The organism is Bradyrhizobium sp. Kon69 (assembly GCF_055807515.1).
Window position 1 is genome coordinate 162,269 of sequence record NZ_JBVVOS010000001.1, and the last position, 21,025, is coordinate 183,293.

22 protein-coding genes and 1 tRNA gene are annotated in these 21,025 nt (G+C 64.2%); 19 read left to right on the forward strand and 4 right to left on the reverse strand.

Going from position 1 to position 21,025, the window contains the following annotated elements; genetic code table 11:
• The first annotated feature begins 117 nt into the window (after positions 1-117).
• The 13 genes from AC0L3U_RS00840 to AC0L3U_RS00900 all read left to right on the forward strand — a co-directional run bounded on the left by AC0L3U_RS00840 (position 118) and on the right by AC0L3U_RS00900 (position 14,098).
• Entirely contained in the window at positions 118-2,151 is a 2,034-nt protein-coding gene (locus AC0L3U_RS00840; RefSeq protein WP_473360332.1) for an NAD(+) synthase, read from the forward strand.
• 14 nt (positions 2,152-2,165) lie between these two features.
• The gene (locus AC0L3U_RS00845) at positions 2,166-2,552 is read left to right on the forward strand and encodes a GrlR family regulatory protein (RefSeq protein ID WP_473292428.1); all 387 of its coding nucleotides are present in this window, start codon (positions 2,166-2,168) and stop codon (positions 2,550-2,552) included.
• A gap of 106 nt (positions 2,553-2,658) precedes the next feature.
• Positions 2,659-3,909: a DUF1236 domain-containing protein gene (locus AC0L3U_RS00850; RefSeq protein WP_473360333.1), complete on the forward strand. Its 1,251-nt coding sequence runs from the start codon at positions 2,659-2,661 to the stop codon at positions 3,907-3,909.
• Between the two features lie 460 nt (positions 3,910-4,369).
• Positions 4,370-5,185, forward strand: a complete 816-nt coding sequence (locus AC0L3U_RS00855; protein ID WP_473360334.1) for a sugar phosphate isomerase/epimerase family protein — start codon at positions 4,370-4,372, stop codon at positions 5,183-5,185.
• Between the two features lie 29 nt (positions 5,186-5,214).
• Positions 5,215-6,852: an ABC transporter substrate-binding protein gene (locus tag AC0L3U_RS00860; protein WP_473360335.1), complete on the forward strand. Its 1,638-nt coding sequence runs from the start codon at positions 5,215-5,217 to the stop codon at positions 6,850-6,852.
• 3 nt (positions 6,853-6,855) lie between these two features.
• Positions 6,856-7,839 carry an ABC transporter ATP-binding protein gene (locus AC0L3U_RS00865; protein ID WP_473360336.1) on the forward strand — a complete coding sequence of 328 codons (984 nt, stop codon included), beginning with the start codon at positions 6,856-6,858 and terminating at the stop codon, positions 7,837-7,839.
• Positions 7,836-8,828, forward strand: coding sequence for an ABC transporter ATP-binding protein (locus AC0L3U_RS00870; RefSeq protein WP_473360337.1), 993 nt, complete (start codon positions 7,836-7,838; stop codon positions 8,826-8,828). Before AC0L3U_RS00865 ends, AC0L3U_RS00870 begins: the two co-directional genes overlap by 4 nt.
• Entirely contained in the window at positions 8,828-9,757 is a 930-nt protein-coding gene (locus AC0L3U_RS00875) for an ABC transporter permease (RefSeq protein ID WP_473360338.1), read from the forward strand. The genes AC0L3U_RS00870 and AC0L3U_RS00875 overlap by 1 nt, the downstream gene beginning before the upstream one ends.
• Positions 9,754-10,677 (forward strand): ABC transporter permease, encoded by a 924-nt coding sequence (locus AC0L3U_RS00880; protein WP_473360339.1) that lies wholly within the window; start codon positions 9,754-9,756, stop codon positions 10,675-10,677. Before AC0L3U_RS00875 ends, AC0L3U_RS00880 begins: the two co-directional genes overlap by 4 nt.
• A 247-nt stretch (positions 10,678-10,924) precedes the next feature.
• Positions 10,925-12,775, forward strand: coding sequence for a dihydroxy-acid dehydratase (gene ilvD, locus AC0L3U_RS00885; RefSeq protein ID WP_473360340.1), 1,851 nt, complete (start codon positions 10,925-10,927; stop codon positions 12,773-12,775).
• A 238-nt stretch (positions 12,776-13,013) separates the two neighbouring features.
• On the forward strand, positions 13,014-13,337 hold the full coding sequence (locus tag AC0L3U_RS00890; protein WP_473360341.1) for a hypothetical protein: 324 nt from the start codon (positions 13,014-13,016) through the stop codon (positions 13,335-13,337).
• Positions 13,338-13,622: 285 nt separating this feature from the next.
• Positions 13,623-13,712, forward strand: a tRNA-Ser gene (locus tag AC0L3U_RS00895).
• A 50-nt stretch (positions 13,713-13,762) separates the two neighbouring features.
• A complete protein-coding gene (locus AC0L3U_RS00900) occupies positions 13,763-14,098 on the forward strand; it encodes a hypothetical protein (protein WP_473360342.1) in 336 nt (111 codons plus the stop codon).
• Between the two features lie 583 nt (positions 14,099-14,681).
• Here the strand turns inward: AC0L3U_RS00900 and AC0L3U_RS00905 are convergent.
• Both AC0L3U_RS00905 and AC0L3U_RS00910 read right to left on the reverse strand, forming a co-directional pair.
• Positions 14,682-14,930, reverse strand: coding sequence for a hypothetical protein (locus AC0L3U_RS00905; RefSeq protein ID WP_473294618.1), 249 nt, complete (start codon positions 14,928-14,930; stop codon positions 14,682-14,684).
• A 14-nt stretch (positions 14,931-14,944) separates the two neighbouring features.
• On the reverse strand, positions 14,945-15,124 hold the full coding sequence (locus tag AC0L3U_RS00910; protein ID WP_473360343.1) for a hypothetical protein: 180 nt from the start codon (positions 15,122-15,124) through the stop codon (positions 14,945-14,947).
• Between the two features lie 359 nt (positions 15,125-15,483).
• On the opposite strand from AC0L3U_RS00910, the gene AC0L3U_RS00915 reads away from it, so the two are divergent.
• Positions 15,484-16,227 (forward strand): DUF7168 domain-containing protein, encoded by a 744-nt coding sequence (locus AC0L3U_RS00915; RefSeq protein WP_473294616.1) that lies wholly within the window; start codon positions 15,484-15,486, stop codon positions 16,225-16,227.
• Between the two features lie 24 nt (positions 16,228-16,251).
• On the opposite strand, the gene AC0L3U_RS00920 is transcribed toward AC0L3U_RS00915, so the two are convergent.
• The gene (locus AC0L3U_RS00920) at positions 16,252-16,458 is read right to left on the reverse strand and encodes a hypothetical protein (protein ID WP_473294615.1); all 207 of its coding nucleotides are present in this window, start codon (positions 16,456-16,458) and stop codon (positions 16,252-16,254) included.
• Positions 16,459-16,617: 159 nt separating this feature from the next.
• Between AC0L3U_RS00920 and AC0L3U_RS00925 the strand changes: the two genes are divergently transcribed.
• The 4 genes from AC0L3U_RS00925 to AC0L3U_RS00940 all read left to right on the forward strand — a co-directional run bounded on the left by AC0L3U_RS00925 (position 16,618) and on the right by AC0L3U_RS00940 (position 20,150).
• Positions 16,618-16,914 carry a hypothetical protein gene (locus AC0L3U_RS00925; RefSeq protein ID WP_456764342.1) on the forward strand — a complete coding sequence of 99 codons (297 nt, stop codon included), beginning with the start codon at positions 16,618-16,620 and terminating at the stop codon, positions 16,912-16,914.
• An 85-nt stretch (positions 16,915-16,999) separates the two neighbouring features.
• Positions 17,000-19,135, forward strand: a complete 2,136-nt coding sequence (locus tag AC0L3U_RS00930) for a VTT domain-containing protein (RefSeq protein WP_473360344.1) — start codon at positions 17,000-17,002, stop codon at positions 19,133-19,135.
• The gene (locus AC0L3U_RS00935) at positions 19,135-19,830 is read left to right on the forward strand and encodes an endonuclease/exonuclease/phosphatase family protein (protein WP_473360345.1); all 696 of its coding nucleotides are present in this window, start codon (positions 19,135-19,137) and stop codon (positions 19,828-19,830) included. The genes AC0L3U_RS00930 and AC0L3U_RS00935 overlap by 1 nt, the downstream gene beginning before the upstream one ends.
• Before the next feature lie 128 nt (positions 19,831-19,958).
• Positions 19,959-20,150, forward strand: a complete 192-nt coding sequence (locus AC0L3U_RS00940) for a hypothetical protein (protein ID WP_007591059.1) — start codon at positions 19,959-19,961, stop codon at positions 20,148-20,150.
• Positions 20,151-20,199: 49 nt separating this feature from the next.
• Here AC0L3U_RS00940 and AC0L3U_RS00945 read toward each other — a convergent pair whose 3' ends face one another.
• A complete protein-coding gene (locus AC0L3U_RS00945; RefSeq protein ID WP_027566955.1) occupies positions 20,200-20,424 on the reverse strand; it encodes a hypothetical protein in 225 nt (74 codons plus the stop codon).
• A 250-nt stretch (positions 20,425-20,674) separates the two neighbouring features.
• Here AC0L3U_RS00945 and AC0L3U_RS00950 point away from each other — a divergent pair, with 250 nt between their 5' ends.
• Positions 20,675-20,992, forward strand: coding sequence for a DUF1476 domain-containing protein (locus AC0L3U_RS00950; RefSeq protein WP_473360346.1), 318 nt, complete (start codon positions 20,675-20,677; stop codon positions 20,990-20,992).
• Positions 20,993-21,025 lie beyond the last annotated feature (33 nt).

Below are 21,025 nucleotides of genomic sequence, written 5' to 3' on the forward strand. Positions count from 1 at the left end.
AAGCTGCAAATCCGTTATGCATGCCGTTGAATGGCCTGCACGGGGCCATGTCGATGGGTTAAATGGAGTCCAGAGCTGGCGGAGGCCGGTCGCGACGAGACAAAGGGACTGCGCTCGATGAGTTTCCACTCGATCTATGCCCACGGATTTGCGCGCGTGGCGGCCTGCGTCACCACCTCTCATGTGGCCGATCCCACGGCCAACGCGACTGCGGTTCTGGCGGCGGCGAAGGACTGCCACGCGCAGTCGGTGGCGGTTGCCGTGTTTCCCGAGCTGTGCCTGTCCGGCTATGCGATCGAAGATCTCGTCAAGCAGGATCCGCTGCTCGATGCGGTCGAGCGCGGGCTCGTGGCCATCGTCGAGGCCTCCTCGGCCCTGATGACTGTCCTGATCGTCGGCGCGCCGCTGCGCTTTGGCAATCGCATCTACAATTGCGCGGTCGTCATCCATCGCGGCAAAGTCCTCGGCGTCGTGCCCAAGAGCTACCTGCCGACGTATCGCGAATTCTACGAGGGACGGCATTTCGCCTCCGGCGCCGGCATCGTCGGAGAGATGGTCGCCTTCGGCGGGCTGCACGCCCCGTTTGGCGTCGACCTCCTGTTCGCGGCCGAGGACGTTCCGGGCCTGACCATCGGGGTCGAGATCTGCGAGGACATGTGGATCCCGGTGACGCCGGCCTCCGAGCTCGCGCTCGCGGGCGCAAGCGTGCTGATCAATCTCTCGGGCAGCCCGATCACCATCGGTCGCGCCCGCTCGCGCGCGCTCTTGTGCCAATCGACGTCGGCGCGCTGCCTCGCGGCCTATGTCTATTCCGCCGCAGGGGCAGGGGAATCGACCACCGATCTTGCCTGGGACGGCCAGACCTCGATCTACGAGAACGGCGTGCTGCTGGCCGAAGGCGAGCGGTTCCGGCAGGGCGGTCAGATCACGCTGGCTGATGTCGATCTCGACCTGCTCAGGCAGGAACGCGCGCTGATGGGAACCTTCGACGACAATCGCCGGCAGCGCGAGGCCTTCTTCCGGAAAGTCAGCTTCGCCTTGAAGGCGCCGGCGGCCGATATCGGCTTCCTGCGCAAGGTCGAGCGCTTTCCGTTCGTGCCGAGCGACGAGAGCCTGCTCGAGCAGGACTGCTATGAGGCCTACAACATTCAGGTCGCGGGCCTCGTCCAGCGCATGCGCGCGACCGGCACCAAGCGCGTCGTCATCGGCGTCTCGGGCGGGCTCGATTCCACCCACGCCTTGATCGTCGCCGCCAAGGCCGTCGACCTTCTTGGCCTGCCGCGCGAGAACATTCTCGCCTACACCATGCCCGGCTTTGCCACCGGCAGCGAGAGCAAGACCAATGCGCTGGCGCTGATGACGGCGTTGCAGACGAGTTGGCAGGAGCTCGACATTCGCACCACGGCGACGCAAATGCTGAAGGACATCGGCCATCCATTCGGCAAGGGCGAGAAGGTCTACGACGTCACGTTCGAGAATGTTCAGGCGGGCCTGCGCACCGACTATCTGTTCCGGCTCGCCAACCACAACGGCGGCATCGTCATCGGCACCGGCGATCTCTCTGAGCTCGCGTTGGGCTGGTGCACCTACGGCGTCGGCGACCAGATGGCGCACTATAACGTCAATGCCGGGGTGCCGAAGACGCTGATCCAGCATCTGATCCGCTGGGTGATTGCCTCGAAGCAGTTCAGCGACGATGTGAACCAAACGCTTGGATCGATCCTGTCGGCCGAAATCTCGCCGGAGCTGGTTCCGGCCGAGCCGGGCGAGAAGCCGCAGAGCACCGAAGCCTCGGTCGGTCCCTACGAGCTCCAGGATTTCAACCTGTTCTACACGCTGCGGTTTGGCATGCGCCCGTCCAAGATCGCCTTCATGGCGCTGCAGGCGTGGAAGGACGTCGCCGAGGGCGAATGGCCGCCGGCGTTTCCGGCCGACAAGCGCAAGGCCTATGATCTCAAGGAGATCCGCCGCTGGCTCGAGGTGTTCCTGCGCCGCTTCTTCGCTTTCAGCCAGTTCAAGCGCTCGGCGATGCCGAACGGACCCAAGGTTTCGGCCGGCGGCTCATTGTCGCCGCGCGGTGACTGGCGCGCGCCGTCGGATTCGAGCGCTGCGGCGTGGCTTGAAGATCTCGAGCGGAATGTGCCGGTTTGAACGGGAGATGAGCGATGTCGGCCGGCGATGGGCCCGAGCACGGCGCCAACCCACAGAAGGTCCTCAACGGCCTCTACATCTTTGAGATCGAGATGCGCGACGGCAAGCGCGGCCAGGCCAAAGGCGTCGTCGTGCTCTGCGACGGCCGCATCATGGGCGGCGACAGCTATTTCTACTACACCGGCAGCTACACCTTCCGGAACGGGAAATGGCGCGGCGATATGACCGTCAATCAGCACACCGAGGCCGTCGGCAAGCCGCTCGCGTTCGGCGGCAGGGAAGTGACCTGCGGCTTTTCGGGCGACTATTCCGCCGACGGCGCCGAGGTCGAAGGCATGGCGCTGGTTGGCAAGACCAGCGTGACATTCACGGCGCGGCTCACGCTGAAGGACGCCATGTGAGACCCGCCTGAGATGTGAGACCGGCGTGATCGGCCCTCGTTCCTGATCAGGAACCTTCGCACCCACAGAACGTTCGCGTCTTTGCGAATTTCCGAGGAGAGGGACCATGCGCAAGCACTTGATGTTATCGACCGCAGCTATCGGACTGATGCTTGCTTCCGGCTTCGCCTACGCCCAGGCGCCCGGTGAGCGAAGGGACGAGCCGAGACGGACCGAGGAGCCGGCGAAGGGCGCTGCGCCGCAACGCGGCGGCGCCCAGGAGCACGTTCAAGAGCGCGCGCAGGGCGCCCAGGAGCGATTGCAGGGCGCTGGCCGCGAGGAGAAGGGCGGCGCGGCCAGGCAGGACGCGAGTGACGACAAGCGCCAGCCGGCCAGTTCTGCCGAGCGCAACCAGCCGAAGTCGAAGGATCAGGCGCAAGAATCCCGCGAGCCCTCCCGCGATCGCAACCGTGAGGCGGAGAGCCCGAAACCGGGACGCGACGGCAAGAGCAGCGCCGAGACGAAGCAGGACAAGTCCGCGCCGCAGAAATCAACCGCGGAGTCCGAGAAGTCCAAGTCCGGCACGTCTAGCCAGCAGAACGAGCGCACGGGAGCTGCGGCCAACCAGAACGAGCGCAACCAGACCCAGCCGCCGCGCAACGCGGCTGAGCAGCAGCCGGCGCAACAGAACAACCGACCGGCCACGGCGACCGACACGAACCGCACGGCTCCGACCAACAATGCGCAGACCGCGCCTGCCACCCCGGGCACGCAGACCAACCAAGCCAATCAGACCACCCAGACCAACACGCAGACCAATCAGCGGACCCAGGTGACGTCCGAGAAGCAGGTGCGGATCTCCGAAACGGTGAGCCGTGCACGCCTGGCGGAGCCGGAGCGTAATCTGAACATCTCGATCCGGGTCGGCGAGACCATTCCCTCGCGCGTGCGCCTTCACAGGCTTCCGCCCGAGATCGTCTCGATCGAGCCCGAATATCGAGACTACGAATATTTCGCGACCGGTGACGACGTCGTCATTGTGGAGCCGCGGACGCATCGCATCGTCAGCCAGGTGCCTCGCGATCCATCGCGAGCCCGTGCCCAAATGAGCGGCGGCACCTCATCGAGCATGACGGCGGCCGGGGGCAGCAACGTAAACTGCCAGATCATGCGGCGTGACGCCTCGGGCAATGTGGCCCAGGCAGAACCCTCCACCGTAGGCTCGACCGCGCGAACCGATTCTCTGAGCGTGACTGTCCAGTTGCCCGGCGGCGGCTCGTCCGCACCGATCGCCCTCGGCGCTCCCGCGGGCAACATCGTGGTCGCGACGCAAGGGCAGGGTGACTGCACGGTGACGATCGAGCCGCAGACGCGCTAGCACCGAAAGAAAAACGGGCTGAAACGACTTCGCGCCGCACGGCTGATCAAGCCGGCGGCGCGAAATCACGTTCAATCTAGAAAGTTCCGAGGTCCGGAGTGCCTAGGAGTCCGGACCTCGTAACCTTGCCCCAGCCTTTGATCCCCCCGCCCCATGTGGTCCCCCAACCCCATGTAGCGCGATCAGAGGGTGATGCCCTTGGAAGGCCGCCGATCGATGTCCCGCGATGTACGCGACATCGGAATAGGATTCCATTCCGGATCACTACGGATTTAATCGCGCTTGATCCGCGCGCGGATGCATGCGTCTGCACGCACTGCACTCGCCGCTGCCTGAATTCGATGCACGCGATCGGGGGATGTCCACATCTCCTCAGCGCTTCGGAACCTGCATTTCACCGGCCTGTCATTGAACTGGTCTAGCGCTGCCCCCGTCATTGTTGACGGCCGAGGAGCAAGCCATGTCGAAGCCGGTACTGGGCGCCGCATTGTCCATCAAATCGATCCCTGCGCATCGCGACTGGCTTCTCGAACGGCAGCGCGATCTCGAAATTCAGGATTTCTTTCGCGCGGACTTGCTCGACGGCGACTGGCGAAGTGCTGCTAGCGAAATCAAGCAGATGCTCTCAGGTCACACCGGCCGGCTCGGCATCCACGGACCGTTCTGGGGCTTCGCGATCGGTAGCCACGATCCGATGATCCGTCAGGTGGTGACCAAGCGCCTGCTTCAGGGGTTGGATGCCGCCGAGTTTCTCGGCGCGACGCAGATGGTGATCCATTCGCCGTTCACGACCTGGGACCACAACAACCTCGACCTCTATCGGGATAATCGCGGCAATCTCGTCGAACGCATCAAGGCGACACTCGCCGAGGTGATCGTGCGCGCCGAAACCATCGGCTGCGAGATCGTCATCGAGAACATCGAGGACAAGGATCCGCGCGATCGCGTGCGCCTCGCCAAGGCGCTCGAAAGCAGCAAGGTGCGCGTCTCCCTCGACACCGGCCACGCCAACTACGCGCACATCTCCACCGGCGCGCCGCCGGTCGACTACTACGTCGAAACCGCCGGCGACATGCTGACGCATGTCCACCTTCAGGACACCGATGGCTTTGCCGACCGGCACTGGGCCCCGGGCGAAGGCAATATCCCGTGGCTCGCAGTGTTCCGCGCGCTGGACCGGCTGAATTCCAACCCCCGGCTGATCCTCGAACTTCGCAATCACGACGACGTCCGCGCCGGCGCAGCGCATCTCACCGCACTCGGTCTCGCCGAATAACCACATCCTCCAGGGCAGGGGTTTCCGTCATGAGCAAGTTCACCCGTCGCACCATCCTGAAATCCGGCGGCGTTGCCGCAGGCACATTGCTTCTGCCGCGTTTTGCCATCGCGCAGGCCGACAACCGTCCTTCGGTGACGATTGCAGTTCAGAAGGTGACCAATTCGAACGTGCTCGACGTGCTGCGCGAGCAGTCCAATGTCGGCGAGCGCGTGTTCTTCTCGTCGATCTGGGAAGGCCTGATCTCCAAGAATTGGCGCGGCAGCCTTGAGGCCGTGCCGGGGCTTGCCACCGAGTGGCGCCGCATCGACGACCAGACCGTCGAGGTGAAGCTGCGCAAGGGCGTCAAATTCCACAATGGCGACGAGCTGACGGCGGAGGACGTCGTCTTCACGTTCAGCCGCGAGCGCATGTTCGGCGAGACCGAGGCCAAGAGCCGCAGCACGATCCAGGCTTTCGAGAAGATCCCGACGCCGCGGCCGGGCAAGGAGCTGCCGCCGGACGTTCCGGCGGTCGCACGCCGGATCTGGCCGGATCTCGTCCGCGTCGATGCCGTCGATAAATACACGGTGCGCTTCTACAACGCGACGCCCGACGTCACGATCGAGGGTCGGCTGTCGCGCTACGGCTCCGACATCGCGAACCGTCGCGCCTGGGCCGAATCCGCGAGCTATCTCGACTGGGCGCGCAAGCCTGTTACCACCGGCCCCTACAAGGTCGTCGAGCTCAAGCCCGACGTGTCGCTGACGCTCGAAGCGCACGACGAATATTGGGGCGGCCGTCCACCGCTCAAGCGCATTCGCTTCCTCGAAGTCCCGGAGGTCGCGAGCCGCATCAACGGCCTGTTGTCGGGCGAGTACCAGTTCGCCTGCGACATCCCGCCAGACCAGATCGCCGGCATCGAGAAGAATTCAGCGTTCGAAGTGCAGGGCGGTACCATCCTCAATCATCGCCTGACCGTATTCGACAAGAACCACGCCCAGCTCGCCAATCCGCTTGTAAGGCGCGCCTTCACCCATGCGATCGACCGCCAGGCCATCGTCGACAGTCTGTGGGCCGGGCGCACCCGCGTCCCGAAGGGCCTGCAGTGGGAGTTCTACGGCGACATGTTCAATGCCGACTGGAACGTGCCGGCCTACGATCCCAAGCTGGCGCAGGACCTGCTGAAGCAAGCCAACTACAAGGGCGATCCCATACCCTATCGCCTGCTCAACAATTACTACACCAACCAGGTCGCGACCGCGCAGGTGCTGGTCGAGATGTGGAAGTCGGTCGGCCTTAACGTCCAGATCGAAACCAAGGAGAACTGGTCGCAGATCATGGAACGTGCGCCGACCCGCGCGGTCCGCGACTGGTCGAACTCGGCCGCCTTCAACGATCCGGTGTCGTCGCTGGTTGCCCAGCACGGCCCCAACGGCCAGCAGCAGCAGATCGGCGAGTGGACCAATGCCGAGCTGAACACGCTCTCGGAGTTCCTGGAAACCTCGATCGATCGTGCCGCCCGCAAGAAGGCATTCCGCCGCATGCTGGAGATCGCCGAGCGCGAAGACCCCGCCTATACGGTGCTGCACCAGAACGCGACCTTCACGGCCAAGCCGAAGTCGATCAAGTGGAAGGCCTCGCCCGCCTTCGCGATGGATTTCCGCGCCGGCAATTTCGAGGCCTGATCGGTGGCGCCGCTGATCAGCATCAAGGACCTCAGCGTCGCCTTCCAGGGCGTGCCAGTCCTGCGCGGTGTCGATCTCGCCTTGCACAAGGGCGAGGCCCTCGGCCTCGTCGGCGAGTCCGGATCGGGCAAGTCGGTGACGTGGCTTGCGGCACTCGGCCTGTTGCCGCGGAATGCCCGCGTCTCGGGCTCCGTTCGTCTCGATGGTCGCGAGATCCTTGGTGTGCCCGCCGCCGAGCTCGACCGTATCAGGGGCGGGCGCGTCGCCATGATCTTCCAGGATCCCGCGAGCGCACTCAATCCGGTGCTGACGATCCGCCGGCAGCTCTGCGAGTCCTTGGCGCTGCATCGCAATCTGTCCGGCGGCGCGGTGAAAGCGGAAGCGCGGCGGCTGCTCGATCTCGTCGGCATTCCCGACGCGGCACGCAGGCTCGAAGCCTATCCGCACGAGTTTTCCGGTGGCCAGGTCCAGCGCATCATGATCGCGATGGCGCTCGCCGGAAATCCCGACCTGCTGATCGCGGACGAACCGACCACTGCGCTCGACGCCACGATTCAGGCGCAGATTTTAGAACTGCTCTCGACTATCCGCCGCGAGATGGGCATGGCGATGGTCCTGATCAGCCACGATCTCGGCGTGGTCGCGGAAAACTGCGACCGCGTCGCCGTGATGTATGCCGGCCGCATCGTCGAGGAGGCGCCGGCGAACCAGCTCTTCGCCGATCCCGTCCATCCCTATGCGCAGGGCCTGATCGGCGCGCTTCCCCCGCTCGACGGACCGAGGCGCCGTCTGACCGCCATTCCCGGAACGGTACCGGATCCCGCGAGGATGCCTGATGGCTGCGCCTTCGCGCCGCGTTGTGCGCTGGCAGAAGCGCCGTGCGGCGTTGTGACCCCAAGCCTCGCGCCGATCGCGGCGGATCGCGCCGTGGCCTGCGTGCGCGCCGAGGCTTCGCGTCGCGCGCTGCTCGGGATCGCCGCCGAATGAGCAGTCCGCTCGTCGAAGTCTCCTCGATTTCGCGCAGCTATAGCATGCGCTCCGGGATGTTCGGCCGAAGTGTCGCCGTGCATGCGGTCGATGGCGTGTCGCTGACGGTCCGCAAGGGCGAAACGCTGGGCCTCGTCGGCGAGTCCGGCTCGGGAAAGTCGACCACCGGCCGCATCGTGCTCGGCCTCGAGCCGCCGGACCATGGCGAGGTGCGGTTCGACGGCAAGCCGATGGCCGCGCCCGGAACGACCGCGTGGCGTGCGCAACGCGCCCACATGCAGATGATCTTTCAGGATCCGCTCGGGGCGCTGGACCGGCGGTTGCCGGTCGCCGCCCAAATCCGCGAGCCCCTGGACATTCACGGCCTCGGTACGCCCTCCGAGCGCGACGAGCGGGTCCGCGAATTGCTGCGCGCGGTCGAACTGACACCTGCACACGGGGTGCGTTATCCGGGCGCGCTCTCCGGCGGACAGCGCCAGCGCATCGTGCTGGCGCGGGCGCTGGCGACAAGGCCGGATTTCCTGGTCTGTGACGAGCCGGTCAGCGCGCTCGACGTCTCGATCCAGGCGCAGGTGGTGAATCTGCTCGCCGATCTCCAGGCGCAGCTTGCGCTGACCTTGCTCTTCATCAGCCACGATTTGCGGGTTGTCCGGCAGATCAGCAATGTTGTGGCCGTGATGTATCTCGGCCGCATCGTCGAGATCGGCAGCGCCGATGATCTGTTCGCGCGGCCGGAGCACCCGTACACGCAAGCACTGGTCTCGGCATCGCCCGCGCCGGGTCGTCGTAGCGCGGGCCGCATTGTGCTGGCGGGCGACCCGCCGAACCCGGCGGCGCGTCCCCAGGGCTGCGCCTTCCATCCGCGCTGCCCGTGCGCGATCGCGCGTTGTGCAAGCGAGGTGCCAGCGCTGTCCAACGTCGGTGGCGACAGGCAGGTCGCCTGCCACCTTGTGGCGGGGCCGCACGTCGAGACGCGGGATGCGGCCTGATGGGACGCTATTTCGCCATTCGCATCGGACGCGCGGCGTTGACGATCGTGCTCGTCGTCACCTTCGCCTTCGTGGTGCTGCGTCTCTCGGGCGATCCCGCGCTGATGATTTTGGGACCGGAAGCGCCGCCGGAAGTCCTCGCCGCCTTCCGCAAGGCGTGGGGCCTCGATGATCCCATCTGGTTTCAGTATCTCGATTATTTTGGCGCGATCGCCAAGGGCGAGCTCGGCCGTTCCATGCGCGACGGGCGGCCTGCGATCGAGCTTGTGCTGGAGCGGATACCGGCAACGCTGGCGCTGACGCTGCCGGCCTTCGCATTCAAGGTCGCGCTCGGCATTCCCGCCGGCATCTACGCGGCGCTGCACCGGGGCTCCGGAATCGATCGTGCGGTGATGATGACGGCGGTCGCCGGCTTCACCGTGCCGAGTTTTGTGCTGGCGCTGCTGCTCGTGCTCGTCTTCGCCGTGCAGCTCGGATGGCTGCCCTCGGGCGGGCAGGACAGCTGGCGTCACGCCATCCTGCCGATCGTGACACTCAGCCTTGGCGGCGCCGCGGTGCTGGCGCGCTTCACCCGCAGCGCCATGCTGGAGGTGCTGGGCCAGCCCTATATCCGCAGCGCTTCGGCGAAGGGCGTGCCGTGGCGAAAAGTCGTGACGTCGCATGCGCTGCCGAACGCGGCGATTCCGACCGTCACCATTTTGGGCTTCATGGTGGGCACGCTGATCGCGGGCGCGGTCGTGGTCGAGAGCGTGTTTTCGTGGCCGGGGGTAGGGCGCCTGCTTGTCGTCGCCGTCGCCAACCGCGACCTCGCCGTCGTGCAGTGCATCCTGTTGCTGGTGGCGATGACCATGGTCACCTCCAACCTGATCGTCGACTTCCTCTACGGCTTCCTCGACCCGCGCCTGCGCGCCAAAGGGGCGCACGCATGACGGACGCAACGCTGAAGGACACCAAAGCGTTTTCAAGCGAAGCGGATGCCGGTTCGCGTAAAGAAAACGCGTTAAAACTAGAATCTAACGCCCGCCGCCGCATGAGCCTCCCGGCGATCCCGGTCTCGGTCGCCATCGCGATCGGCTGGATCGTCACGATGCTGGTGATCGCGGCCTTCGCCGAGAAGATCGGCCCCTACGGCTATACCCAGCTCGACCTGCGCAATCGTCTCGCTGCACCCGGCAATGTCGCCCACTGGCTCGGCACCGACGAGCTCGGCCGCGACGTGCTGTCGCGGCTGCTCGTCTCGATCCGCATCTCGCTCCTGATTGCCTTCGGCGCGACGGCGATCTCCGCCATCGTCGGCACCACGCTCGGCTTCCTCGCTGCGCATTTCCGCGGGCCCGTCGAGCAGCTCGTGCTGATGTTGTCCGACTTCCAGGCCAGCATGCCTTTCCTGATCATGGCGCTCGCGGTGCTCGCCTTCTTCGGCAATTCGCTGCCGCTCCTGATCGGCCTGATGGGATTTTTCGGCTGGGAGCGCTACGCCCGTATCGCGCGGGGCCTTGCCATTTCCGCCAATGCGCAAGGCTATGCGGCGGCGGTCCGCCAGCTCGGCGCGAGGCCGGCGCGAATTTACCTCCGGCATATCCTGCCCAACATCGCCTCGACCCTGATCGTGTCGACCACGCTGGTCTTTCCCGAGGTGATCCTGATGGAGTCGGGCCTGTCCTTTCTCGGCCTCGGCGTGCAGCCGCCGATGACCAGCCTCGGCAACATGGTCGGCTACGGCCGCGAGTACCTGACCCGGGCGCCCTGGATCATGCTGGCGCCGGCCACCACCATCGTGGTGACCACGCTGGCGGTCTCGGTGATCGGCGACTGGCTGCGCGACCGGCTCGATCCCGAGCTGCAATAATTCCGTCATGGCCGGGCTTGTCCCGGCCATCCACGACCTTTTCCGTATCAAGAACGTGGATGCCCGGGACAAGCCCGGGCATGACGGCTGAGACCGCCGGTGCCCACGCGCCGGGAGCAGGGGAGCCCTGTGCGGCCCAAGTTCCCGTTGCGCGCGTTCCCCCCGTGCGCTATCCGGCCGGAAAGGCCTGAGGCGGCTTCGAAATTTTGCCGCGCCCGGCCAGCCAAACCCGAGGACGGAAACCGCCATGCCAGCCTATCGCTCCCGCACCACCACCCACGGCCGCAACATGGCGGGCGCCCGCGGCCTCTGGCGCGCGACCGGCATGAAGGACGGCGATTTCGGCAAGCCGATCATCGCGGTGGTCAATTCCTTTACCCAGTTCGTGCCCGGTCACGTCCATCTGAAGGACCTCGGCCAGCTCGTCGCCCGCGAGATCGAGCAGGCCGGCGGCGTGGCGAAAGAGTTCAACACCATCGCGGTCGACGACGGCATCGCCATGGGCCATGACGGCATGCTCTACAGCCTGCCGTCGCGCGAGCTGATCGCCGACAGCGTCGAGTACATGGTCAATGCGCATTGCGCCGACGGCATGGTCTGCATCTCCAATTGCGACAAGATCACCCCCGGCATGCTGATGGCCGCGCTGCGGCTCAACATCCCCGCCGTGTTCGTCTCGGGCGGACCGATGGAGGCCGGCAAGGTCACGCTGCAGGGCAAGACCAAGGCGGTCGATCTGATCGATGCCATGGTCGCAGCCGCCGACTCCAAGGTCAGCGACGAGGACGTCAAGGTGATCGAGCGCTCGGCGTGCCCGACCTGCGGCTCGTGCTCGGGCATGTTCACCGCCAATTCGATGAACTGCCTCACGGAAGCCCTTGGCCTTGCGCTCCCCGGCAACGGCACGGTGGTCGCGACCCACGCCGATCGCAAACGCCTGTTCGTCGAAGCTGGCCACACCATCGTCGATATCGTACGCCGCCACTACGAGCAGGACGACGCTAGCGTGCTGCCGCGCAATGTCGCGAACTTCAAGGCGTTCGAGAACGCGATGACGCTCGATATCGCGATGGGCGGCTCGACCAACACGGTGCTGCATCTGCTCGCCGCCGCCCATGAAGGCGAGGTCAAGTTCACGATGCAGGACATCGACCGGCTGTCGCGCCGCGTGCCCGTGCTGTGCAAGGTCGCGCCCTCGGTTGCCGACGTGCATGTCGAGGACGTGCATCGTGCCGGCGGCATCATGGGCATCCTGGGCGAGCTCGACCGCGCCGGCCTGATCGACACCTCGGTCTCGACCGTGCACGCGCCGACCATGAGCGACGCGCTGGAGCGCTGGGACATCAAGCGCTCCAAGAGCGAGTCCGTCCGCACCTTCTTCCGGGCCTCGCCAGGCGGCATCCCGACCCAAATCGCGTTCAGCCAGGAGCGGCGCTACGACGAGCTCGATTCCGATCGCGAGAAGGGCGTGGTCCGCAACCTCGAGCACGCCTTCAGCAAGGACGGCGGCCTCGCCGTTCTTTACGGCAACCTCGCGCAGGACGGCTGCATCGTGAAGACCGCCGGCGTCGACGCTTCGATCCTGAAATTCTCCGGCCCGGCCCGCGTGTTCGAGAGCCAGGACGCGGCGGTCGAAGGCATTCTGGGCGGCAAGGTCGTCGCCGGCGAAGTCGTGGTCATCATCTATGAAGGCCCGCGCGGCGGCCCCGGCATGCAGGAGATGCTGTATCCGACCAGCTATCTGAAATCGATGGGCCTCGGCAAAGCCTGCGCGCTCGTCACCGACGGGCGCTTCTCGGGCGGCTCCTCGGGCCTGTCGATCGGCCATCTGTCGCCGGAAGCGGCCGAAGGCGGCAACATCGGTCTCGTCAGGACCGGCGATCGCATCGCCATCGACATCCCGAACCGCAGCATCACCCTGGAGGTCTCCGACGAGGAGCTGGCCAAGCGTCGCGCCGCCGAAGAGGCGAAGGGCGATGCCGCCTGGCAGGCGATCGGCCGCAAGCGCAACGTCTCGACCGCGCTGCAGGCCTACGCTGCGCTCACCACCAGCGCCGCGCGCGGCGCGGTGCGCGAGGTGAAGCGGCGCGTGAAGTAACAGCGTCTCGTGCCGGCGTGATCGCAAGCATCACGCATCGCACATGGTCAACAAGTTCTGAACGGCCGGCGCGAGCCGGCCGTTTGCATTAAGGATGCCCCGACGAACTTCGGCAAAGCAAGGTTTTGCGGCGTATACTGCAGCGACCTTTCGCAAATCCATTTCGGGCAATTGGGGCACCACAATAATGTCTCGCACTCTCGCTGTCGTTTTCTCCACGGCTGTCGCTGCGATTTCAATGACGAGCGCGGCTTCCGCCGGCTGCTACAATTGCTACACGCCGCCGCCGTGCACGACCTGCTACCAGCAGCAATATGTGCAGCCGCAATACCGCACCGTCGACGAGACCGTGATGGTGTCGCCGGGTGCAGTCGTGGCGCACCGCGCGCCGGCGCAGTACCGCACCGTGATGGTGCCGCAGACCGTGATGGTGGCGCCGCCGAGCGTCCAGTACGAGCGCATCCCGCCGCAATACGCCACGCGCCAGCGCGTCGAGATGGTCCAGCCGGGTTATTCGTATTACGCGCCGGTGCAGATGAACTGTGCGTCCTGCGGGTACTGAGCCAAGCTGGCTAAGAAGAATTCAAGCGGCGCTCCTCGTGGGGCGCCGTTTTTCTTTGCAGCCAGCAAACGAGGCCCGGAAACGGAGGCGACTCCAGACCGGGCCTCGCAACCGGCGACGCCCTGGGAGATGTCGCCAGTGTCCGGAAGGCTGAGGCGTACAGGCTACGGGAACAGGCTGACGCTCGCCTGACAGATCGTGTGCGGCGGAGGGGTTTCGGGTTCGGCGCCAACTTCGCGTTGCCTTGGGCCGTCGACTGCGTTAAGCGACAGCCATTCCGGGTTTGGAAGGGTGGCCGAGTGGTTTAAGGCACCGGTCTTGAAAACCGGCGTGCCCGCAAGGGTACCGTGGGTTCGAATCCCACCCCTTCCGCCACCTCATTGTCCGACGGTGTCCTAATCCGTCTTTCTGTGTCGAAGAAGCGCATGGGACGGACCAAAAAGCTGATCGATTGCCACGACGGCGACCACCCGGTTTCGACGAGTGCGTCGGCTTGTCCAAATTGCGGCTCGAAGGTGCCGTTCGGTCCTCCCATTCTTCACCGCAAAAGGCCGCCGATCTATAACGTCGAGGCGCGCAACGACCGCAACATGGTCGTCTTTGCCGGGACGCTGGGAGGCTTAGGCGCAGCCTATGGATTTGCGACAAGCGCGGGGCTGCTTAGCGCTGCGCTGCTGGTCACGTCGTACGGCATGCTGGGGGTCTTGGTGGGCGTCCCGCTTGCGGCGTTGTTCAACATCACGCGCCGGCTGTGGCGGTAGCGACCTCCGGAATCTAGGAAGTCTACGCACCAGCCTAGCGTCGCTCCCGGCGCTCTGATCCGCAATTGATCGGCAGCCGGGAGCATGGGGGCTGGTAAGGAAGCGGTGCCATTTCCAGATCCGGGTGATGATCCAGGCCGTTTGAAATTCCGGTAGTCTTACGGAATCCTTTTTCGGAACACGGTGTTCTACTGTGAGAACACCGGCGAGATTTAAGTACCAGTTTGTAATTTGACCGGGATGGCCGCAGTGGGGGCTGGAACCACCCTGCGGCCTTTCGCTTTAGCGAAACCCATTTCTAAGTTGAGCCGTACCGTCTCTGGGGGCGAAGTCGGCGGAGAATTCGTGAGCATTCAAATTATTATAGCCGCCATGTTGGAGCGCGAGCTAGCAGCGCGCGGCGTGCAATCGTTGGGACCTTCCGATTGCATGGATATCGTCGAGAGCCTGCTCGGGCGCTTGAAAGATTTGGACCGGGAGTTAGCTGCGCGAACCGGCAACCAAACGGTAGGCTCATGGAGAGACGGCCCCGGGTCGGAGGGGCCGGGGACTGGTTAGACCGAGGCCGCTACGCGGGAGCCCTTTAGACCGGCTTCCGGTGTCCAATGGCCGGCGCGTATTTGTCCGCTCCAGGCTCAAGATGCTGAGGCCAGTCGATTGCCGTGCAAAACAAACCGCGCCGCTCGATTTCGCGTGCAAGAGCCTCCGCGCGCAGCCTTGCTGGCAATCCGACAAAGCGCGTGCCGGCTAGCCTATCTGCTTGCACCTCATGGCGGATGAACTCGTGCATCCGCAGAATGAACTGGTCAGATAGGCCTTCGAACTCGCTCATGCCAGCCAATCGCGTCAGTCAATGATATAGGCAACCAAAAAGGTGGCTGGCTGCCAAGCGATGAACCCAATCGCCTCCAGCGAAACAGCTGCGGCCAGGAGGGCTACGGCGCTGAAGGTGAGGGGAATGACGAGATCGATAAACTTGTGGAGCTCGTCTGCATCCGCGGTTTGAAATGCGGTTCTATTGGACATTCGAATATTCCTCTATTCGAGGTCATATCGAATTGGACGCTCTCAGCAAAACGTTCGCTGGAGTTAACCTGACCGCTAAACCTTAACAGCTGAGTCCACGCAGCCGCCAAAGCCAAGGCGCTAACGCAACCTCGTTCGGCTTGTGGTGGTCTGCTCCCGACAGTGATTTGTCAGCTGCGGTGGAATTCGAGCGAGAACGTCGATTGGAGTGAAGCCTCGATTCTGCATTTGACGATCAAGTGCGGCGAGGTCGCGCATCGTACGGTAGAGGAGCGAGGTCCGTTCGAAAAAGGATCAATACGGTTGACAAGAGACCCCTTCCGCCGGTCTATCCGTCGGGTTTATCGGACAGGTAATCAGTGCATCAGACCTCCAATCCTGCCGCGCTCGACAAGCTGAAGCTCCGCATTCAGGCGTTGCGCGCCAAGACGATCGCCAATGGCTGCACCGAGGACGAGGCGCTGTCTGCGGCTGCCAAGGTCGCCGAGCTGCTGGATCGACATGATCTGTCGCTCTCCGACGTCGAACTGCGCGCGTCGTCGTGCGAGCGGAGGGTCTACGAGACTTTTCGCAAGAAGCGCATTCCGCTGGACGACTGCATCGGCGCGATCGCTCGTTTCTGCGATTGTCGGGTCTGGCGCGAGAAGAGCCCGGCCGGCGAGAACCGCTATGTGTTCTTCGGTCTCGGCGCGGATATCGAGGTCGCGCATTATCTGGCTGAGTTGATCGACGGCGCCGTGCGCGCCGAACTTGGCCGCTTCAAGACCTCGGTCGACTACAGCAGGTTCCGGCACCAGGAGCGGCATCTGGCCAATGCCTCCTTCGCGCTCGGGATGGTGGCGTCGATCGCGGACAAGTTGGTGGCGATCAAGGCCGGTCGCGATCAGGTCAACGAGAGCACCGGCCGCGGGCTGGTGGTTCTCAAGACCTCGGTGGTCGATGCGGAGTTCGACAAGCTCGACCTGAAGATGCGGACCCAGCGCAGCGCCAGCCGGATGGTGTCGATGACGGCCTATGAAGCCGGCGGCGCGGCCGGCGCGTCGCTCGCGATCAATCCCGGGCTTGGCGCGTCGCGGTCAGGGACCACTTCCAAAGAAAGCTGAACGCAGCGTCACCGTCATTGCAGTTCAGTCGATGGACTTCTCGAGCTTCTGGGCTGCCCGGAAGTCGTCCATATGCTGCAGGTTCGGCCCGTAGGCAGCCTCCTTGGTCAGCAGGTGGTAGACCCGGGCCACGACGGTTTGGAGATGTTTCATTCGTCCGCGCGGCATCGCCCGGGCCTTGCAAAGGGCTCGGACCGCATGCGCCCGGAAATAATCAAAAGCGTCTGACATCGCGGACTTAACGTCCCGCGCAATGATTAGTTCTTGGATTGGTCCTTGGATTGGTTCTTGTTCGCGCGTCCCAAACGCGTCCAGGAACGCAATCGCATTCAGGAACCTGGCCCTCGCTGGCCTGTTGTTGGCACTCTGGTCCAGCCACGGAGGGCGCCCTTGGAAAGCACGATCATCGGAGAATTCGACACGCGCCGGGGCGCCGAGCTTGCGGTTGAGCATGTCGTGCAGGAATGCGGCGTGCCGCGAACCGACGTTTTTGTCCAGCCCGTCGGGGATGCGAACACGACGGGGACACGCCCGGCCGGTCCTGACGCCAAGGCCGCGCCTGAGCCGGAGGGGCACCAGAAGCTGGAAGGCCGGATCGAGGTCTCCGTGGATTTTCACGGCGATGCGCCCGAGAAGATCGCAGACGCCTTGAAAGGCGCTGGTGCAAGGGCGGTCCGAACCAAGTAGCGGCGAGGGGAGACTGTGGCGCCGGAATCCGCACACGCTGAACAGTGAACCCTGGTTCTGAGTTGGGGAACCCGTTGCGCGTTCAGTGCGTTTCAACGCGAACGCAAATGGCGAGGTCTCCCTGCTTCAGAGCTCATCGACCCTGATCCCTGGCGACACCGTCTGGCGGCGGTGCGAGGCGCGTCGTGTGGCGGTTCTGAATGATGCTGCCGCTTATTTCGCGGCGCTGCGCCAGGCACTGCTGCAGGCGCAGGATCTCGTCTATATCGTCGGGTGGGATATCCATAGCGAAACAAGGCTGGTGGGAGAATCCGGGCGAGCGGATGACGGCTTGCCGGAGCAGCTCGGCCCATTCCTGCGCGCGCTGATCCAGCGACGTCCCACCTTGCGCATCAACATTCTCGTCTGGGACTTCGTCTCGTTCTACGCTTCCGAAAGGGAATGGAATTCCGCGGCCAAATTTACGGCCGACACAGATGAACGCGTCCGGTTTCACCTTGATGCCACACTTCCATTTGGTTCGGCCCAACACCAGAAGATCGTCTGTGCCGACGGTTCGCTGGCGTTCGTCGGCGGGCTCGATCTGACGATCAGGCGCTGGGACACGAGTGACCATCGCGCCGATCACGCATTGCGCTCTGATCCCCAGGGCAAGCCATACCTGCCGTTTCATGATGTTCAATGCATGGTCGACGGGGAGGCGGCGGCGTGGCTGTTCGACCTCGTGGAGCAACGCTGGCGCGCGGCGGGCCAACAGATTGACGATCGGCGCCCGCTGAAAAGCTTGCGCTGGCCGGCGAATGTGCCGGTCGAGGCTGAGCATATGCCGGTTGGCATTGCCAGGACCGAGGTGGTTTGTCCGGCAGGTTCGACCATCAGGGAGGTCGAACGCTCGTTGATCGCAGCGATCCGGTCCGCGACGAGCTTCGTGTACATCGAGAACCAGTTCACCAGCGCCACCAAGATCGCGCGTGAATTGGCGGAGCAGATGCTGCGCGTGCCTTCGCTTCGGGTTCTGATCGTCACGCCGAAACTGCATTCCTCGTGGCTGGAATCCCAAGCCATGCAGAACGGCCGGGGCGCCTTCATCGACTGCTTCAGTTCGGCCGGCGTCGCCGATCGCATCCGCTTCGTCTACCCGGTGTCGCGGAAGGGAGATACGGAAGCGGCCGTGATGGTGCACAGCAAGCTCATGATCGTCGACGATCGGATCTTGAGGATCGGTTCGGCCAATCTAAACAATCGATCGATGGGCGCAGACAGCGAATGTGACCTGATCTTTGAAGCCGCATCAGACGAGCATCGGAATTTCATCGCCTCGCTCCGCCGTCGCCTGATCGGCCATTTCTGCGGTCTCGATGAACAGGCCGTTGCGCAAAACGACGATCGTCTTCTTGCGCTCCTGGACGACGTCTCCAAAGCCGGTGGGACGAAGGCGCTGCGGGACGTGGAATCCTCGGTGCTGACCAGCACTCTGGCCACGATGGTTCAGCCGGTGGCGGACCCTGAGCGGCCTCTTCATCTGGAGCGGGCGGCATCGCGCATGTGGAGCACGAAGACGATCATCGGGATGGTCTCGATAGCCGTGGCGCTTTTTGGACTGGCGATAGCGTGGTCGTACACCTCCTTGAGCGATTTCGCCGACACGGGCCGGATGTCGACGCTTCTGTCTGCCTATTCGCAATCCGTCTGGGGGCCGCCGTTCGCGATTGCAGCTTTCGTCATCGGCGGGTTGGTGGTTTTTCCGGTTCTCGTGCTCATTGCGGCAACTGCTGCCGCACTCGGACCATGGCTGGGTTTCGTCACCGCTATCACGGGCGTCTTGCTCAGCGCCTTTGTCCTGTTTGCGATCGGACGGGCACTCGGGCGCGAACGCCTGCAGCGTTTGCTGGGGCGACGTACCGCGCGCATCCAGGAACGGGTCGTCGGCAAGGGCATTCTGGCTGTCGTCGTCATCCGGATGATTCCGATCGCGCCGTTCTCGGTGGTGAATGTCGTGGCTGGCGCGAGCACGCTGCCTCTGCGTGATTTCCTGATCGGAACGCTGCTCGGCATGACGCCCGGCATTCTCGCCATGGCAGTTTTGGGGGCTCAGATCGCTGATCTCGCCAGGAATGCGTCCTGGCTCAACATGTTGCTGCTCGCACTGGCATTCCTGGGCTGGCTCGCGATCTGCGCAGGCGCGCAATTCGTCGCGACGTGGCTCGCCGGGAGGCGCTGATGCGCTTCATGACGTGGAATGTGCACGGCACCTTCAATCTCAATCCGAAGTTCGATCTCGAGGGAATCTGTTCCATCATTCGCAAATGGGCTCCCGATGTCGTCGCGCTTCAGGAGGTGGATTCGCGATCGCGATCGGACGATCCGTTTGCGAAGCTGGCGAGTGTCGTTGGCGATCACCGTGTTCACGCCAAGTCGATCGTCACGGCGGATGGCGACTACGGCCAGACGCTCCTGAGCCGCTTCCCATTCTCCGGCCCGCCCGAGATCGTCGACGTGTCGTATCGTGAGCGCGAGCCGCGCCGAGCGATTGCCGCGGGACTGCTGACGCCGGTTGGCGATGTCCGCGTGGTCGCCACGCATCTCGGCTTGAGCATCCACGAGCGCCATGCGCAGGCTCAGGCGCTGGTGAGCCTGGTGAAACCTGGAAGGACCGTCGTCCTCGGGGATTTCAACGACTGGTTCTGGATCAAATCGGTGCGGCGGGTGCTCGCGCAGGTCTGCCCGAACCGGACGCGGCTGCGAACTTTCCCGTCGCATTTGCCCCTGCTGCGGCTCGACCGGATCTATGCAACCTCCGACAGCCCGATCGGGAAGGTCTGGACCGACGAAGGGGCCAGGGCCTATTCAGACCATTTGCCTGTTATTGCCGACATCGAGATCCCGGCCGGGTCAAACGCACCGTCAGCGCGATAAAAAAATGCTGTCTGCAGAAGCACTTGGCTACTGTGCATGGGGTTGTTTTCGCACATTTGTACAGTCGGCCCAACGTGCCGCCCGGCGGACTAAGGGGAACCCTTTCCTGACCTCCGCGTTGTCTGGCCATGACGGAAGACATTTCCTACCGGCGCAAGCCCTTGACCCCCGAACAGCGGCAGGCGCGCGATGCGACACGCCGTATCGAAGCCGAAAAAGCCATGCGCGATCACGAAGCGGCGCAGAAGGCGTTCTATGCCAACAAGGAGCGGCTGAGAGCCGAACGGTTGGCACGAGAACAGACGGAGGCGAAGGGCTGACCGCACGCGGTCGCCCCGTCAAAGATGTCCTTGCCCGCGAGCGCTGGCCTCAGTGCCGGTGAGGGACGCGCGTCACGCTCAACGCCTGCTTCAGCGCCTGGACGGCACTTGCGAAAGGTCTGCGAGGCGATTGTGCCTCGATCGCTTCGGCTGCGACGCGACAATCGTCAGCGACCTTGAGCAACCCGCCTCGCGCCAGGTCCATGGTGGAGAGGGCTGCCTGCTCCAGGCAGACCCGTTCAAGCCGTCGAAACTCCCGCAGTTCTTTGTTCATGCGTCAGCTCTGGATGTCCCCCGGACCATGCGGCGCTGAGTCTGCTTAACGAACAGTAAACATCCCTGCCTAGCGGGGTTGGCTGGCGTGGAGCTGATCGGTGCCCTGCGCACGCCCGGTGGGCGCAGCCCAGCGGGCTTGACGGCGTTTGGCTTCCGCCGGAAGCTTCACGCGACCCTGACGTGAACCACGGAGACGTTCGCTTCCAGCCAGTCCGATCCCGATCAGCGAAACGACAATGGAGCTGACCATGACCACGTTCGACAAGCGCGAGCAGGGCTTCGAGGCCAAATTCGTCCACGACGAGGAGCTCATGTTCAAGGCCACGGCCCGGTCCAACAAGCTGCTCGGGCTCTGGGCCGCAACCCAGCTAGGCCTCAGCGGCGATGCTGCTGCGAGCTACGCAACGGCGCTGGTGACGGACCATCTGGAGAACCAGTCGATGGACGAGATCCTTGACAAGGTGGCAGGCGATCTCGCCGCCAAGGGCGTATCGCGCGAACAGGTGGCAGCCAAGCTTCAGGAATGCTTGCACCAGGCGTTGCAGCAACTCGAAGCGGACAAGTGAAAGCAAGCGGGCCGTCGACGGCTGGGATCGGGA

Coding starts and splice junctions, on each gene's coding strand:
- AC0L3U_RS00840 (WP_473360332.1), top strand. CDS start 118: ATGAGTTTCCACTCGATCTATGCCCACGGATTTGCGCGCGTGGCGGCC.
- AC0L3U_RS00845 (WP_473292428.1), top strand. CDS start 2,166: ATGTCGGCCGGCGATGGGCCCGAGCACGGCGCCAACCCACAGAAGGTC.
- AC0L3U_RS00850 (WP_473360333.1), top strand. CDS start 2,659: ATGCGCAAGCACTTGATGTTATCGACCGCAGCTATCGGACTGATGCTT.
- AC0L3U_RS00855 (WP_473360334.1), top strand. CDS start 4,370: ATGTCGAAGCCGGTACTGGGCGCCGCATTGTCCATCAAATCGATCCCT.
- AC0L3U_RS00860 (WP_473360335.1), top strand. CDS start 5,215: ATGAGCAAGTTCACCCGTCGCACCATCCTGAAATCCGGCGGCGTTGCC.
- AC0L3U_RS00870 (WP_473360337.1), top strand. CDS start 7,836: ATGAGCAGTCCGCTCGTCGAAGTCTCCTCGATTTCGCGCAGCTATAGC.
- AC0L3U_RS00875 (WP_473360338.1), top strand. CDS start 8,828: ATGGGACGCTATTTCGCCATTCGCATCGGACGCGCGGCGTTGACGATC.
- AC0L3U_RS00880 (WP_473360339.1), top strand. CDS start 9,754: ATGACGGACGCAACGCTGAAGGACACCAAAGCGTTTTCAAGCGAAGCG.
- ilvD (WP_473360340.1), top strand. CDS start 10,925: ATGCCAGCCTATCGCTCCCGCACCACCACCCACGGCCGCAACATGGCG.
- AC0L3U_RS00890 (WP_473360341.1), top strand. CDS start 13,014: ATGACGAGCGCGGCTTCCGCCGGCTGCTACAATTGCTACACGCCGCCG.
- AC0L3U_RS00900 (WP_473360342.1), top strand. CDS start 13,763: ATGGGACGGACCAAAAAGCTGATCGATTGCCACGACGGCGACCACCCG.
- AC0L3U_RS00905 (WP_473294618.1), bottom strand. CDS start 14,930: ATGAGCGAGTTCGAAGGCCTATCTGACCAGTTCATTCTGCGGATGCAC.
- AC0L3U_RS00910 (WP_473360343.1), bottom strand. CDS start 15,124: ATGTCCAATAGAACCGCATTTCAAACCGCGGATGCAGACGAGCTCCAC.
- AC0L3U_RS00920 (WP_473294615.1), bottom strand. CDS start 16,458: ATGTCAGACGCTTTTGATTATTTCCGGGCGCATGCGGTCCGAGCCCTT.
- AC0L3U_RS00935 (WP_473360345.1), top strand. CDS start 19,135: ATGCGCTTCATGACGTGGAATGTGCACGGCACCTTCAATCTCAATCCG.
- AC0L3U_RS00940 (WP_007591059.1), top strand. CDS start 19,959: ATGACGGAAGACATTTCCTACCGGCGCAAGCCCTTGACCCCCGAACAG.
- AC0L3U_RS00945 (WP_027566955.1), bottom strand. CDS start 20,424: ATGAACAAAGAACTGCGGGAGTTTCGACGGCTTGAACGGGTCTGCCTG.
- AC0L3U_RS00950 (WP_473360346.1), top strand. CDS start 20,675: ATGACCACGTTCGACAAGCGCGAGCAGGGCTTCGAGGCCAAATTCGTC.